This window comes from Burkholderia sp. EMB26, assembly GCF_024730645.1.
GTDB classification, from domain to species: Bacteria; Pseudomonadota; Gammaproteobacteria; order Burkholderiales; family Burkholderiaceae; genus Burkholderia; species Burkholderia cenocepacia.
In genome coordinates this window covers 427,561-441,617 of the sequence record NZ_CP078072.1, presented here as the reverse complement: position 1 = coordinate 441,617, position 14,057 = coordinate 427,561, and the positions used below count along the sequence as shown (strand labels likewise).

General features: G+C 68.0%; 11 protein-coding genes. 7 read left to right on the top strand and 4 right to left on the bottom strand.

The features are described from left to right. Positions 1 to 86: 86 nt before the first annotated feature. Positions 87 to 1,433, bottom strand: coding sequence for an MFS transporter (locus KU887_RS32280; protein ID WP_258258823.1), 1,347 nt, complete (start codon positions 1,431 to 1,433; stop codon positions 87 to 89). 296 nt (positions 1,434 to 1,729) lie between these two features. Between KU887_RS32280 and KU887_RS32275 the strand changes: the two genes are divergently transcribed. From KU887_RS32275 to KU887_RS32245, 7 genes are all read left to right on the top strand, one after another. Next, the gene (locus KU887_RS32275) at positions 1,730 to 2,767 is read left to right on the top strand and encodes a LacI family DNA-binding transcriptional regulator (RefSeq protein ID WP_176731446.1); all 1,038 of its coding nucleotides are present in this window, start codon (positions 1,730 to 1,732) and stop codon (positions 2,765 to 2,767) included. Positions 2,768 to 2,969: 202 nt separating this feature from the next. Beyond that, on the top strand, positions 2,970 to 4,751 hold the full coding sequence (locus KU887_RS32270) for an IlvD/Edd family dehydratase (protein ID WP_006483301.1): 1,782 nt from the start codon (positions 2,970 to 2,972) through the stop codon (positions 4,749 to 4,751). A 32-nt stretch (positions 4,752 to 4,783) separates the two neighbouring features. Next, on the top strand, positions 4,784 to 5,965 hold the full coding sequence (locus KU887_RS32265; protein WP_124675710.1) for a fumarylacetoacetate hydrolase family protein: 1,182 nt from the start codon (positions 4,784 to 4,786) through the stop codon (positions 5,963 to 5,965). A 271-nt stretch (positions 5,966 to 6,236) separates the two neighbouring features. Next, the gene (locus tag KU887_RS32260; RefSeq protein ID WP_006498144.1) at positions 6,237 to 7,178 is read left to right on the top strand and encodes a LysR substrate-binding domain-containing protein; all 942 of its coding nucleotides are present in this window, start codon (positions 6,237 to 6,239) and stop codon (positions 7,176 to 7,178) included. A 74-nt stretch (positions 7,179 to 7,252) separates the two neighbouring features. Continuing rightward, positions 7,253 to 8,659: an FAD-dependent tricarballylate dehydrogenase TcuA gene (tcuA, locus tag KU887_RS32255; protein WP_059723012.1), complete on the top strand. Its 1,407-nt coding sequence runs from the start codon at positions 7,253 to 7,255 to the stop codon at positions 8,657 to 8,659. Next, positions 8,646 to 9,848: a tricarballylate utilization 4Fe-4S protein TcuB gene (gene tcuB, locus KU887_RS32250; RefSeq protein WP_069352300.1), complete on the top strand. Its 1,203-nt coding sequence runs from the start codon at positions 8,646 to 8,648 to the stop codon at positions 9,846 to 9,848. Before tcuA ends, tcuB begins: the two co-directional genes overlap by 14 nt. 66 nt (positions 9,849 to 9,914) lie before the next feature. Continuing rightward, positions 9,915 to 11,231, top strand: a complete 1,317-nt coding sequence (locus KU887_RS32245; protein WP_258258822.1) for an MFS transporter — start codon at positions 9,915 to 9,917, stop codon at positions 11,229 to 11,231. A 312-nt stretch (positions 11,232 to 11,543) separates the two neighbouring features. Here KU887_RS32245 and aroE read toward each other — a convergent pair whose 3' ends face one another. Genes aroE through KU887_RS32230 form a run of 3 tightly spaced genes read right to left on the bottom strand, consistent with a single transcriptional unit; the run spans position 11,544 to position 14,055 of the window. Then, positions 11,544 to 12,377 carry a shikimate dehydrogenase gene (gene aroE / locus KU887_RS32240; RefSeq protein WP_006498140.1) on the bottom strand — a complete coding sequence of 278 codons (834 nt, stop codon included), beginning with the start codon at positions 12,375 to 12,377 and terminating at the stop codon, positions 11,544 to 11,546. Then, positions 12,374 to 13,597, bottom strand: a complete 1,224-nt coding sequence (locus tag KU887_RS32235) for a CaiB/BaiF CoA-transferase family protein (protein ID WP_058903932.1) — start codon at positions 13,595 to 13,597, stop codon at positions 12,374 to 12,376. The genes aroE and KU887_RS32235 overlap by 4 nt, the downstream gene beginning before the upstream one ends. After that, positions 13,597 to 14,055 (bottom strand): MaoC family dehydratase, encoded by a 459-nt coding sequence (locus KU887_RS32230; RefSeq protein ID WP_205670750.1) that lies wholly within the window; start codon positions 14,053 to 14,055, stop codon positions 13,597 to 13,599. The genes KU887_RS32235 and KU887_RS32230 overlap by 1 nt, the downstream gene beginning before the upstream one ends. Positions 14,056 to 14,057: the final 2 nt, after the last annotated feature.

The window sequence follows — 14,057 nt, the reverse complement described above, 5'->3', positions numbered from 1 at the left end:
GAGATCACTCCACGTGACGCGATCCATCCGGCGCCGGGGCGGCGCGATGCCCCGGCCCCGGTCGGACCTGACGCCGGGCGAACGCCCTACCGCCCCGCCGGCGGCCGCAGGATGTCGCGCGGAATCGACGCGATCAGCACGCAACTGATCAGCAGGCAGGCGCCCAGCGCATAGGTCCCGTTGTTGATGTCGCCGGTCATCTGTTTCGCGACGCCGGTGATCATCGAGCCCGTGAAGCCGGACAGGTTCCCCACCGAGTTGATCAGCGCGATGCCGGCCGCCGCGGCCGTGCCGGACAGGATCTGCCCCGGAAAGGTCCAGTAGATCGGCATCAGCGCGAGGATGCCGCACGTGGCGATGGTCAGGAATACGATCGACAGCGCCACGTTGTGGGCAAACGCCGCGCTCAGGATCAGAAAGACGCCGCCGATCAGCGCGGGAATCGCCGCATGCAGGCGGCGTTCGCCGGTCTTGCGCGAGTGCGACGCGTTCCACACCATCGCGAAGATCGCCGTCAGGTACGGAATGGCCGTCAGTACACCGATGTGCAGCGGGCTGTGCACGCCCGACGCGCGAATGATCGACGGCAGCCAGAAGGCCAGCCCGTAGAAGCCGGTATTGAAGGTGAGCAGGATGAAGGTGAGCAGCCAGACGCACGGGCTGCGCAGCGCGGCGCCGATGCTGTGCGACTTGTGCGCGGCTTCGGATTCGAGGTTGCGCGACAGCACCGCCTTTTCGTCGGCGGACAACCATTTCGCCGACTGCGGGCCGTCGCCGAGGCAGGCCAGCACGATGAACGCCACCACGATCGACGGCAGCCCTTCGAGCAGCAGCATCCATTGCCAGCCGCTCATGCCCGACAGGCCGTGCGTCTGCTCCATCAGCCAGCCCGACACCACGCTGCCCAGCGTCAGGCTCAGCGGGATCGCCACCAGGAAGCCCGACATCGCCACGCTCTGGCGGCGCGCCGGGAACCAGTAGTTCATGTACAGGATGACGCCGGGGAAAAAGCCGGCTTCGCACAGCCCCAGCAGGAAACGCAGCGTGTAGAACATGGTGGTCGTCTGCACGTGGAAGAACTGCGCGAGCGGCACGATGAACGCCATCGACGACGACACGATGCCCCACGTGATCATGATCCGCGCGATCCAGAAGCGCGCGCCGTAGCGGTGCAGCAACAGGTTGCTGGGCATCTCGAACAGGAAATAGCCCCAGAAGAAAATGCTCGCGCCGAGCGCATAGACGCTGTCGCTCAGGCTCAGGTCGTCGAGCATCTGCAGCTTCGCGAAGCCGACGTTGACGCGATCCAGATAGGCCACGACGTAGCAGAGCAACAGCAACGGCAGGATGCGCCGCATGACCTTGCGGTAAAGGGCGTCTTCGGACGAATCGGCCGCGGCCGGTGCGGCAGCGGCCTGCGTGATGGATGGCATCGGTCTGTCTCCTGTTCGTGTAGGTCTTCTTCGTACCGGCGAGTCCTCTAACGCATCGATGTTACCGATAACATTCCGTGGCAAAAAAAAGCCGGCGAGGCGACGGGAGCGATCGGCACACTGATACCGGTAACACACCGGAAGGTAGCACGCTGCGACCGGGGCGTACAAGGTCCGCCGCACGCGTGGTTTCCCTAGTACGGGCGTCGCCGCGACGGGCGAGCGTCGGCCGGCCTGCCCGGTACGCCGCACCGGTATGATGTAGCCTTTCCGGCCTTCTCACGATCGCGATTCCGATGCCCAGTCCCACCGCCGTCCGGCCTGCCGGGCCGCCCCGCATGTCCGACGTGGCGCGCCTCGCCGGCGTCTCGAAGATGACCGTGTCGCGCGTGCTCGCCGGGCACAGCGTGGCCGCCGAGACGCGCGCACGGGTCTGCGAGGCCATCGAGCAGCTCGGCTACGTGGCCGACGCGGCCGCCGGCGCGCTGTCGTCGGGGCGCTCGGAGTTCGTCGCGGTGCTGGTGCCGTCGCTGTCGAGTTCGAACTTCTCGGACACCGTGCGCGGGCTGACCGATGCACTCGAACCGCATGGCCTGCAGTTGCTGCTCGGCGATACCGACTACGACCTCGAACGGGAAGAACGGCTGGTGCGCTCGATGCTGCGGCACCAGCCGCGCTGCATCGCGCTGACCGGGGCGCAGCACACCGACGCGACGCGCAAGGTGCTGGAGCGCTCGGCGATTCCGGTGGTCGAGATGTGGGACCTGCCCACCCGCCCGATCGACACCGCCGTCGGCTTCTCGAACGTGCGCGCCGCCCGTGCGATGGTGCGGCACCTCGCCGAGCGCGGCTATCGGCGCATCGGCTTTCTGGTCGGCGCGAGCGAACTGGATCGCCGCGGCCTGGACCGGCTCAAGGGCTACCAGGCGGAGATCAAGGCGCTGGGGCTCGGCGAACCGCGCGTCGTGCGGCTGGGCGAATCGCCGATCACGATGAGCCACGGCGGCCCGGCGATGGCGGCCCTGCTGGCGCAATGGTCGGATACCGATGCGGTGATGTGCGTGAGCGACATGTCGGCGTTCGGCGCGATCATGGAATGTCATCGGCGCGGGCTGGCCGTGCCCGCCGACATCGCGGTGGCCGGCTTCGGGAACTTCGAAGTGGCAACCTGCTGCCATCCGACCATCACGACCGTGTCGGTCGATGCGTACGGTATCGGGCTGCGCACCGGCGAAGCGTTGCTGGCGGCGCTGCAGGCGCGCGACGGCGGCGAGCGGACCGAATCGAAAAGCATTCGTATCGACTACACGATCATCCCGCGGGAAAGCGCCTGACGGCCGGCGCCCGGGCGCATCCCGACCCGCGGGATGCGCGGCTCCGTACCGGTTTCCGCCGCCCTCTGCTGCGCCACTCGCGCACGAAATCGCGCACGAAATCCCTTCCGCGATGCAAAAACCCCGTGCTAACATCCCACCGATGTTACCGGTAACTATCCGGCACGCAAAATGAGAAAGGCCCCTTAGGAGACAGCCTGCCATGTCACACACCGCTCGCCGCCTGCGCAGCCAGGAATGGTTCGACGACCCCGCGCACGCCGACATGACCGCGCTCTATGTCGAGCGCTTCATGAACTACGGGTTGACGCGCGAGGAACTGCAGTCGGGCCGCCCCGTCATCGGCATCGCGCAGACGGGCAGCGACCTGGCACCGTGCAACCGCCACCACCTTGAGCTGGCCGAGCGGACCAAGGCCGGCATCCGCGACGCGGGCGGCATTCCGATGGAATTCCCCGTGCATCCGCTGGCCGAGCAAAGCCGCCGGCCCACCGCCGCGCTCGACCGCAATCTCGCCTACCTCGGGCTGGTGGAAGTGCTGCACGGCTTTCCGCTGGACGGCGTGGTGCTGACGACCGGCTGCGACAAGACCACGCCCGCGTGCCTGATGGCCGCGGCCACCGTCGACCTGCCCGCGATCGTGCTGTCGGGCGGCCCGATGCTCGACGGCTGGCACGAGGGCAAGCGGGTCGGCTCCGGCACGGTGATCTGGCATGCGCGCAACCTGCTCGCGGCCGGCGAGATCGACTACGAAGGCTTCATGCAGCTGACCACGGCTTCGTCGCCGTCGATCGGCCATTGCAACACCATGGGCACCGCGCTGTCGATGAACAGCCTGGCCGAGGCGCTGGGCATGTCGCTGCCGGGCTGCGCGAGCATTCCCGCGGCCTATCGCGAGCGCGGCCAGATGGCTTACGCGACCGGCAAGCGCGCGGTCGAGCTCGTTCGCGAAGATCTTCGCCCGTCGACGATCATGACGCGTGCGGCATTCGAGAATGCGATCGTCGTCGCGTCCGCGCTGGGCGCATCGACCAACTGCCCGCCGCACCTGATCGCGATCGCACGCCACATGGGCGTCGAGCTGAGCCTGGACGACTGGCAGCGCTTCGGTGAAGCCGTGCCGCTGCTCGTCAACTGCATGCCGGCCGGCGACTACCTCGGCGAAAGCTTCCACCGCGCCGGCGGCGTGCCTGCCGTGCTGCGCCAGCTCGATGCGGCCGGCCTGCTGCGACGCGACTGCCTGACCGTATCCGGTCGCGCGATCGGCGCGATCGCCGACACCGCGCAGGACGCCGACCGCGACGTGATCCGGACGCCCGACGCGCCGCTCAAGCACGGCGCCGGCTTCATGGTGCTGTCGGGCAACTTCTTCGACAGCGCGATCATGAAGATGTCGGTGGTCGGCGACGCGTTCCGCCGGACCTATCTTTCCGAACCGGGCGCGGAAAATACGTTCGAAGCGCGCGCGATCGTGTTCGACGGCCCCGAGGACTATCACGCGCGCATCGACGATCCCGCGCTGGACATCGACGAGCGCTGCATCCTGGTGATCCGCGGCTGCGGCACGGTCGGCTATCCGGGCAGTTCGGAAGTCGTGAACATGGCGCCGCCCGCCGAATTGGTGAAGCGCGGCGTGACGTCGCTGCCGTGCATGGGCGACGGACGCCAGAGCGGCACGTCGGCCAGCCCGTCGATCCTGAACATGTCGCCGGAAGCGGCGGTCGGCGGCGGCCTCGCGCTGCTGCGCACGAACGACCGCGTGCGCGTGGACCTGAATCGCCGCAGCGTCGACGTGCTCGTCGACGAGGACGAACTCGCGCGACGCCGCGAGAGCGCAAGCTTCACCGTGCCGCAGGCGCAAACGCCGTGGCAGGAACTCTATCGCCGCTTCGTCGGCCAGCTGTCCACCGGCGGCTGCCTCGAACCGGCCACGCTGTACCTGAAGGTGATCGAGCAGCGCGGCAACCCGCGCCATTCGCACTGATTTCACCGTCCACGACTCTTGCCGAGCTGACCATGCGTACTCCTTCCGTTTCCGACTGCCTGCCGCACGACCTCGCCCACGCGCTGCTGATCGGCCGCGTCTGGCGGCACGACGGCGCCCACGCGGGCCCGAGCGTCGTCGCCGTGCGCGGCGGCGAGGTGTTCGACCTCACGCGCACCGTGCCGACCACCGCGGACCTGTTCGACCGCCCCGATGCAGTCGCCATCGCGCGCACCGCCGTCGGCGAATCGCTGGGCCGCGTCGAACCGCTGCTGCAGGCGGCGCTCGACGGCACGCCCGGCGCGACGCACCTGCTCGCACCGTGCGACGTGCAGGCGATCAAGGCGTGCGGCGTCACGTTCGCCGTCAGCCTGATCGAACGCGTGATCGAGGAACAGGCCGGCGGCGATCCGGCCAGGGCGCGCGAGGTACGCGACACCATCGCCGCGACCATCGGCACCGACCTGTCGAAGATCGTGCCCGGCTCGGAAGCCGCGCTGCGCCTGAAGGCGGAACTCGAGCGCCGCGGCGCGTGGTCGCAATACATGGAAGTCGGCATCGGCCCGGATGCCGAGGTGTTCTCCAAGGCGCAGCCGATGTCCGCGGTCGGCTTCGGCGCGGACGTCGGGCTGCTGCCCGTGTCGGTGTGGAACAACCCGGAGCCGGAGATCGTGCTGGCGGTGGCGAGCGACGGCCGGCCGGTGGGTGCGACGCTCGGCAACGACGTGAACCTGCGCGACATCGAAGGCCGCTCGGCGCTGCTGCTCGGCAAATGCAAGGACAACAACGGCTCGTGCGCGATCGGCCCGTTCGTGCGGCTGTTCGACGACGGCTTCACGCTCGACGGCGTGCGTCAATGCAGCGTGTCGCTGCGCGTCGAAGGCGCGGACGACGGTTTCGTCCTCGACGGCATCAGCCACATGCGCGAGATCAGCCGCGACCCGGCCGACCTCGTCGCGCAGACCTGCGGCGCGCATCACCAGTACCCGGACGGCTTCATGCTGTTCCTCGGCACGATGTTCTCGCCGATCCAGGATCGCGACGCGCCCGGCGCGGGCTTCACGCATCACCTGGGCGACCGTGTCACGATCTCGACGCCCGCGCTCGGCGCACTCGTCAATACCGTGCGGCTTTGCACGGAGATCGCGCCGTGGACCTTCGGCGTGCGCGCGCTGTATGCGAACCTGGCCGCGCGCGGGCTGCTTGCCGAATGAAAGCGGAAGACGCGGCGACATGAAGTCCTGCGCGAACGACGTCGACGGACAATAAGCGAAGCGGTATGAAACGGCCGTTCGCGCCGGCGCGCATGTAGCCGGCCTTCACTGCGCGACCTGAACACTCGCCGAGCCGGAACGGCCGCCTTGAGCGGCGCCGCCTGCTCGACCGTCTTTCCGGCGTCGCTCCACGGCCTCGGTGGACGCGATTCGCTCCAGCGGCGCCTCGTCGGCTGCGACAATACCGCGGCTGAGTCAATTCGAGGTGTCGATGGAACTGAGGCAACTGCGCTATTTCGTCTGCGTCGTGGAACACGGCAGCATGGGCAAGGCCGCGCTGGAACTGGGCGTGGTGACGTCCGCACTGAGCCAGCAGATCAGCCGGCTCGAGAGCGAGTTGTCCACGCGCCTGCTGCAACGCACCTCCACGGGCGTCGTGCCGACGGACGCCGGCCTTGCATTCTGGCGACAGGCGCAACTCGCGTTGCGCCACGTCGACGATGCGGCGCTCGCCGCGCGTCAGGCGCGCCTGTCGGGGCACGTCAGCGTCGGGCTTGCGCCCAGTACGACCGGCGTACTCGGCCTCGCGTTCATGCAGGCGATGCGACGGCGCTATCCGGATGTCCGGCTGCGCATGGTCGAGAGCCTGTCGGGCTATCTCGGTGCGATGCTGAGTGCGCGGCAGATCGACCTGGCGATCCTGTTTCGCGAAGAACCCGCGCAGCGCTGGAGCGTGATGCCGTTGCTCGACGAGCATCTGTTCGTGATCGGCGCCCCCGGCCTGCCGGGCATGCCCGACGGGCCGCGCGTCCGCCTGGCGAACCTCGGCGCCGTGCCGCTGATCCTGCCGAGCGGCCCGCATGGTCTGCGCGCGTTGCTGGATGTCGCATTCGCCCGCACCGGCTTTACCCCGCACATCGCCGCCGAAGTCGACGGCCTCGCGATGTTGATGGATGCGGTGCGCGGCGGGCTCGGTGCAACCATTCAACCGGGCGCGGCGCTCGCACGGCTCGAGAACGCCGCGCTCGCGAGCGTCCCTGTCGCGGACGCCCACGCGACGAGGCCGAACCTGATCGCGAGCGTCTCCGACGACGAGTTGTCGCCCGCCGGGCTCGCCGCGCGGGTCGTCCTCGCCGACGTCGCGCGCGAGATCGTCGCGGCAGGCGGGTGGCCCGGCGCCACGCTGCGCGAGCCGCCTCTTCACAAAAACTGAAGACGTGTTGCCGCGCCGCTGATGGCGGCAGGCGAGGCCGATCCGTAGAGTGCGTCTCAAAGGAGACGACTCAGATGATCGATGTTCTCGTAATCGGCGGCGGCAACGCGGCGCTGTGCGCGGCCTTGATGGCGCGCGAAGCCGGCGCGTCGGTGCTGCTGCTGGAAGCGGCCCCGCGCGAATGGCGCGGCGGAAACTCCCAGCACACGCGCAACCTGCGTTGCATGCACGACGGCCCGCAGGACGTGCTGGTCGGCGCCTATCCGGAAGAAGAGTACTGGCAAGACCTGCTGAAGGTCACGGGCGGCATCACGAACGAGGCGTTGGCCCGGCTCGCGATCCGCGCGTCGGCGAACTGTCGTCCGTGGATGCACGCACATGGCGTGCGGTTTCAGCCGCCGTTGTCCGGCGCACTGCACGTGGCGCGGACCAATGCATTCTTCATGGGCGGCGGCAAAGCGCTCGTGAACGCGTATTACCGCAGCGCCGAAGCGCTGGGCGTACGGATTCGCTACGACACGCCCGTCGACGCCATCGAGCTCGACGGCGAGCGCTTCGTCGCCGCGCGCAGCGGGAGCCGGCGCTTCGAGGCGCGCAGTTGCGTGCTGGCGGCGGGCGGCTTCGAATCCAACCGCGAATGGCTGCGCGAAGCGTGGGGACAAAACGAGCGTGGCGAGTGGCCCGCCGACAATTTCCTCATCCGCGGCACGCGCTTCAACCAGGGCGTCCTGCTCAAGGCCATGCTCGACGCCGGCGCGGATGCGATCGGCGACCCGTCGCAGTCGCATTGCGTCGCGATCGATGCGCGCGCGCCGCTCTACGACGGCGGCATCTGCACACGGATCGATTGCGTGTCGCTCGGTATCGTCGTCAACCGCGATGCGCAGCGCTTCTACGACGAAGGCGAAGATTTCTGGCCGAAGCGTTACGCGATCTGGGGCCGCCTCGTCGCGCAGCAACCGGGACAGACCGCCTACTCGATCATCGATGCCAAGGCCGTCGGACGCTTCATGCCGCCGGTATTCCCCGGGGTCCGCGCCGATTCGTTGCCGGAACTCGCGCGCGGGCTGAACCTGCCCGAGCGAGCGTTCGTCGAGACGCTGCGCGCGTACAACGCCGCATGCCAGGTGGGCACGTTCGATCACACGACGCTCGACGACTGTCGCACCGAAGGCGTCCATCCCGCGAAAACCCACTGGGCACGCCCGATCGATACGCCGCCCTTCTTCGGCTATGCGCTGCGTCCCGGCATCACGTTTACTTATCTCGGGCTCAAGGTCAACGAGCGCGCGCAGGTCCACTTCGGCGGACGACCAAGCGGCAACCTGTTCGTTGCCGGCGAGATGATGGCCGGCAACGTGCTGGGCAAGGGTTACACGGCGGGCGTCGGGATGTCGATCGGCACCGCGTTCGGCCGTATCGCGGGCACCGAGGCGGCCAAGGCCGCGCAAACGACCGGAGTTCAACATGCACGATATTGAAGAACACGTTCGCGACGCCCACGCGCTCGCGCCCGCCGGCCGGCCGTCGACACGCGCAAGCGGCGCCGCCGTGATCCGCATCGTGCCCGTCACCGACCACGAAGCGGAAGTCGCGCGCCAGATGCAGATCTGCAATGCGTGCCGCTACTGCGAAGGGTTTTGCGCGGTCTTTCCGGCGATGACGCGCCGGCTCGAATTCGCGAAGGCGGACGTCAACTACCTGGCCAACCTGTGCCACAACTGCGGCGCGTGCTATCACGCGTGCCAATATGCGCCGCCGCACGAATTCGCCGTGAACGTGCCGAAGGCGATGGCGCAGGTCCGGCTCGACACGTATGTCGAGTATGCGTGGCCCGCCGCGCTGGGCCAGCTCTACAGGCGCAACGGCCTGGCCGTCGCGCTTGCCCTCGCGATCGGGCTGGCGCTTTTCCTGATGCTCGGCGTCGCGATGCACGGCTCGCTGCTGAATGGCCCGTCGGGCGGCCGTTTCTACGCGATCTTTCCGCACAACCTGCTCGCCGCGATGTTCGGCTCGGTGTTCGGCCTCGCCGTTCTGGCGCTCGGGGTCGGCGTGACGCGTTTCTGGCGCGACGTGTCGACGGGTACGGCGAGCCTGCCCGCGGTCGCCGAGGCGGCGAAACACGCGCTCGTGCTGACCTATCTCGACGGCGGCCACGGTGACGGCTGCAACGAGTCGGACGATGCGTTCACGCGCGCGCGGCGCCGGTTTCACCACTTCACGTTCTACGGCTTCATGCTGTGCTTTGCCGCCACGCTCGTGGCGACCTTCTATCACTACGCGCTGGACCTGCACGCGCCGTACGCGTTCCTGAGCCTGCCCGTGCTGCTCGGCACCGTCGGCGGAATCGGTCTGCTGATCGGGCCTGCCGGCCTCCTGTGGCTCAACCTGCGGCGCGACCCCGCGCGGACCGATCCGGCACAACGTCCGATGGACCGCGGCTTCATTGCCCTGCTGATGCTCGTGAGCGCATCGGGACTGGCGTTGCTCGCGTGGCGCGACACGAGCGCGATGGCGACGCTGCTCGCCGTTCATCTCGGCATCGTGATGGCGCTGTTCGCAACGTTGCCGTACGGAAAATTCGCCCACGGAATCTTCCGCTGCGCGGCGCTGCTCAAGTCGTCGATCGAAAAGCGCCAGGCCAACCGCCTGCAACTCGGCTCGGACTGAACCGGGCCAACCGAAGCGGTCCGGCTTTCGGGCCGCTTCGCACCATACATCCAACGGAGACACCCCATGCATCCCTCACCGTCAACCGCGCCGGACGGCACGGCCGCACGCACGTCGAAGCTCGGCGCGGTCCTGCGCGTGACCAGCGGCAATTTTCTCGAGCAGTTCGATTTTTTTCTGTTCGGCTTCTATGCGACCAGCATCTCGCGCGTCTTCTTTCCGGCGGCAAGCGAGTTCGCGTCGCTGCTGCTGACGTTTGCCGTCTTCGGCGCCGGTTTCCTGATGCGCCCGCTCGGCGCGATCGTGCTCGGCGCCTACATCGACGAAGTGGGCAGACGCAAAGGCCTGATCGTGACGCTCTCGATCATGGCGAGCGGCACGATCCTGATCGCGTGCGTGCCGGGGTACGCGACGATCGGGCTCGCCGCACCGGCGCTGGTATTGCTTGGGCGCCTGCTGCAGGGCTTCTCGGCCGGTGCCGAGCTGGGCGGCGTGTCGGTCTATCTGGCGGAAATGGCGACGCCCGGGCACCGCGGCTTCTATACGAGCTGGCAGTCGGCCAGCCAGCAGGTCGCGATCGTCATCGCGGCGGCCTTGGGCTATCTGCTGAATCATCTGCTGACGAGCCAGGAAATCGGTGCATGGGGCTGGCGCATCCCGTTCTTCATCGGTTGCGCGATCGTCCCGGTCATTTTCGTGCTTCGCCGAACGCTGCAGGAAACGGACGAATTCAAGGCGCGCACCCATCGTCCGCGTGCACGCGAGGTAGTCGCGACGATGCTGCGGAACTGGCGCACCGTGTTCGCCGGCATGCTGCTGGTCGCGATGACCACGACGACGTTCTATCTCATCACGGTCTATACGCCGACGTTCGGCAGGGCCGTACTGAAACTGTCGACGGCGGACAGCCTAGTCGTCACGCTGTGCGTGGGCGTGTCGAATTTCTTCTGGCTGCCCGTCGGCGGTGCGCTGTCGGACCGCATCGGACGCAAGCCGATTCTCGTGGCCATCGCAGTCGCGGCCATCGTGACGTCGTATCCCGCGCTCGCGTGGCTTGCGTCCGCCCCCAGCTTCGGCCGCATGCTGGCCGTGCTGTTGTGGCTCTCCTTCTTCTTCGGCATGTACAACGGCGCGATGGTCGCGGCGCTGACCGAAATCATGCCCGCCAGCGTTCGCGTGGCCGGTTTCTCGCTGGCCTTCAGCCTCGCGACGGCGGTCTTCGGCGGCTTCACGCCCGCGGTGTCGACCTATCTGATCGAGATCACGGGCGACAAGGCCGCACCCGGATACTGGCTCAGCTTCGCCGCATGCTGCGGACTGCTCGCGACCCTGTCGCCGTATCGCAAAGGCGGGACGGTGCGGCGTTCGGCGTCGCCGGCATGAGAAGCGCGCCCGGCGGCGCGGTTGCCGTGCGCGGTTCGACGACGGCAGCGCGCTCGCGCGACTGCTCGGTCGCCTCGCGACGCCGTTGGAGAACCTCGTCGCTGCCGCATTGCGTACCGGAAGCCGCAATGAATCGAATGCCGGATCGACGAAGGGGCACGTGATTGCTACGCGCGAGCCACGTCGGTCCACGCATGTCATCCGGCATTCGCGCGCCGTGTGCGTCACGGTCGACCGTTCAGCGTAACGAAGCGCGACGGTCCGGCCGCTGCGTTGACGTAGCCGGATCGCGGGCCGCGCGCCGTCGCGCACTCAGTCGAACGGCACGGCCAGCCGGTCGATCACCGCGCTGGTCTCGGGCCGGACGCCGCGCCACCAGGCGAACGCCTCGGCCGCCTGCTCGACCAGCATGCCGACGCCATCCGCGATACCGTGCACGCCGGCATTTTTCGCGAGTCGGAGAAACGGCGTCAGGCGCTTGCCGTAGGCCAGTTCATAGGCCGTGCCGGTCGGGCTGAACACGCTCGGCGGGACAGGCGGCAGGTTGCCGGTCAGACTGGCCGACGTCGCATTGACCACCAGGTCGAAACGTCCCATCCGGGCGAGGTCCGCATAGCCGCCCGCGATGAGCGTTCCGCATCCGGCGACCTCCAGGGCCAGTGCGCGCGCCTTGTCGACGTCGCGATTCACGACAACGAGTTCGGCCGGCCCGGCATCGAGGAACGGCAGCAGCGCGCCGCGTGCCGCGCCGCCGGCACCGAGCAGCAAGATGCGCTTGCCCGCCATCGGAAGCCGGAGATTGACTTCGATGTCGCGAACCAGTCCGATGCCGTCGAAGTTGTCCGCCCAGATGCGGTCGCCGTCGAACTTGAGCGCATTGGCTGCGCCCGCCAGCGTCGCGCGCGCGCTTCGCTCGTCGGACATCGCGAATGCGTCGAGCTTGAATGGCGCGGTCACGTTGATACCCTTGCCGCCCCCCTCGAAAAATGCGCGAACCGCTGCAGCAAAGGCGCCTGCCGGCTCGACCGGCCCCTCGATCGCCGTATAGCGGATGTCCTGTCGCGTCTGTTGCGCGAACAGACCGTGAATCAGCGGGGATTTCGTGTGCCCGATCGGATAACCGATCACCGCGTATTGGTCCGTCATCGTTGGCTCGCTTTTGAATAGAGGACGCCGTCGGCCTGCATTGCATCGATTTCGGCCGAATCGAACCCGAGCGAGCGCGCGACCTCCGCGTTGTGCTGCCCGAGATCGGGGGCGACGTCGCGTATGGTCGTGTCGCAATCGGAAAACCGGAACGGCAGGTTCGGCAGGCGCAGCGTCCCGTAGCGCGGATGCTGCTGCTCGACGACCATGCCTCTGGCCTGGATCTGCGGATCGTTCAACACCTCGTCGATGCGCTGCACCTTCGCGCACGGCACGTCGATGCCGTCGAGCAGTTCCAGTACCGACGCGACGGAACGCGCGGCCACCCACGGCTCGACCACCGCCAGGATCTCCGCGCGGTGCGCGTTGCGCCCGGTGCTGTCGTGAAACCGCGTGTCCGCGCCGAAGCCGGCCGGGCCGCCGTGCGCTTCGATCAGTTGCGCGAAACGCTTCCATGCGTCGTCGACTTGCGCGGCGATCACGAGATCGCCGTCGGCGGCCCGGAACACGCCATAGAGCGTCGAGGTCGGCATGTCGTGCCCGGTCTGCTCGGGCAGCACGCCCTGCAGCGTGTAGCACTGCACCGCATATTCGTGCATCGATACCAGCGTGTCGTACAGCGCCATGTCGATATGCTGCCCGCGGCCGCTCTTCACGCGCCCGAGCAGCGCGGCGTTGATGGCCGCGACCGCATGAATCCCGGTGTACATGTCGCCGAGCGAAATGCGCAGCAGCGGCGGCCGCTCGCCGGGCGTGCCGACCATCTGCATGATCCCGCTCTTCGCTTCGGCGATCAGCCCGAAGCCGGCGCGATGCGCATCGGGACCGGTGTGCCCGTACGCCGAAATCGAGCAGTAGACGAGCCCCGGATTGCGCGCCGACAGTTCTTCATAGCCGAGCCCGAGCTTGTCCAGCGCGCCCGGCCGATAGTTCTCGATGAAGACGTCGGCCGAGTCGCACAGCCGCTGCATGAACGCCTTGCCGCGCGCGTCCTTCATGTTGACGCTCACGCCGCGCTTGCCCATGTTGAGCTGCAGGAAATAGCCGCTTTGCTGGTCGTCGAGCACGGTCGCATGCTGACGTCCGGCGTCGCCGGCGCCCGGGCGCTCGACCTTGATGACTTCGGCGCCGAGCGCCGCGAGACAGCGCCCGACATACGGGCCGGCAAGAAAATGGCTGTAGTCGACGACGCGCATGCCTTCGAGGGGACGGGCCTGCATCACGCTGCCTCCGGCCGGCGCGGCACCATCAGGCGATGTTCGCCGCGTTGAACGACCTGCCCGTCCTGATTGATCAGCTCCGACGGCAGCACGACGATGCCCCAGTCCGGGCGGCTCTTGCTGGCCCGCATCGAACCGACGCGGAACGTCACGCGCAGCACGTCGCCGACCTTGATCGGCAGCAGAAAATCCCAGGTCCAGCCGAGCGACATGCCCGGCACAAAGCGATAGTCGCTCTGGGTCTTCAGGCCGTCGGCAACGGACAGCCCGAACAGCCCGTGCGCGACGAGGCAGCCGAAATGGCTGGCGTTCGCATAATCCTCGTCGACGTGCACGGGCGTATGGTCGCCGGTGAGGTCGGCGTACGCGAGAATGCGCGCCTTGGTCACGACGTAAGCCGGGCTCGTGCACGCGTCGCCCTCGCGGGCGTCGTCCCAGTATTTCTCGACGATCGTCATGG

Bases quoted from the DNA above. Each gene is read 5' to 3' on its own strand.
- KU887_RS32280 (WP_258258823.1), bottom strand. From the start codon at position 1,433: ATGCCATCCATCACGCAGGCCGCTGCCGCACCGGCCGCGGCCGATTCG.
- KU887_RS32275 (WP_176731446.1), top strand. From the start codon at position 1,730: ATGCCCAGTCCCACCGCCGTCCGGCCTGCCGGGCCGCCCCGCATGTCC.
- KU887_RS32270 (WP_006483301.1), top strand. From the start codon at position 2,970: ATGTCACACACCGCTCGCCGCCTGCGCAGCCAGGAATGGTTCGACGAC.
- KU887_RS32265 (WP_124675710.1), top strand. From the start codon at position 4,784: ATGCGTACTCCTTCCGTTTCCGACTGCCTGCCGCACGACCTCGCCCAC.
- KU887_RS32260 (WP_006498144.1), top strand. From the start codon at position 6,237: ATGGAACTGAGGCAACTGCGCTATTTCGTCTGCGTCGTGGAACACGGC.
- tcuA (WP_059723012.1), top strand. From the start codon at position 7,253: ATGATCGATGTTCTCGTAATCGGCGGCGGCAACGCGGCGCTGTGCGCG.
- tcuB (WP_069352300.1), top strand. From the start codon at position 8,646: ATGCACGATATTGAAGAACACGTTCGCGACGCCCACGCGCTCGCGCCC.
- KU887_RS32245 (WP_258258822.1), top strand. From the start codon at position 9,915: ATGCATCCCTCACCGTCAACCGCGCCGGACGGCACGGCCGCACGCACG.
- aroE (WP_006498140.1), bottom strand. From the start codon at position 12,377: ATGACGGACCAATACGCGGTGATCGGTTATCCGATCGGGCACACGAAA.
- KU887_RS32235 (WP_058903932.1), bottom strand. From the start codon at position 13,597: ATGCAGGCCCGTCCCCTCGAAGGCATGCGCGTCGTCGACTACAGCCAT.
- KU887_RS32230 (WP_205670750.1), bottom strand. From the start codon at position 14,055: ATGACGATCGTCGAGAAATACTGGGACGACGCCCGCGAGGGCGACGCG.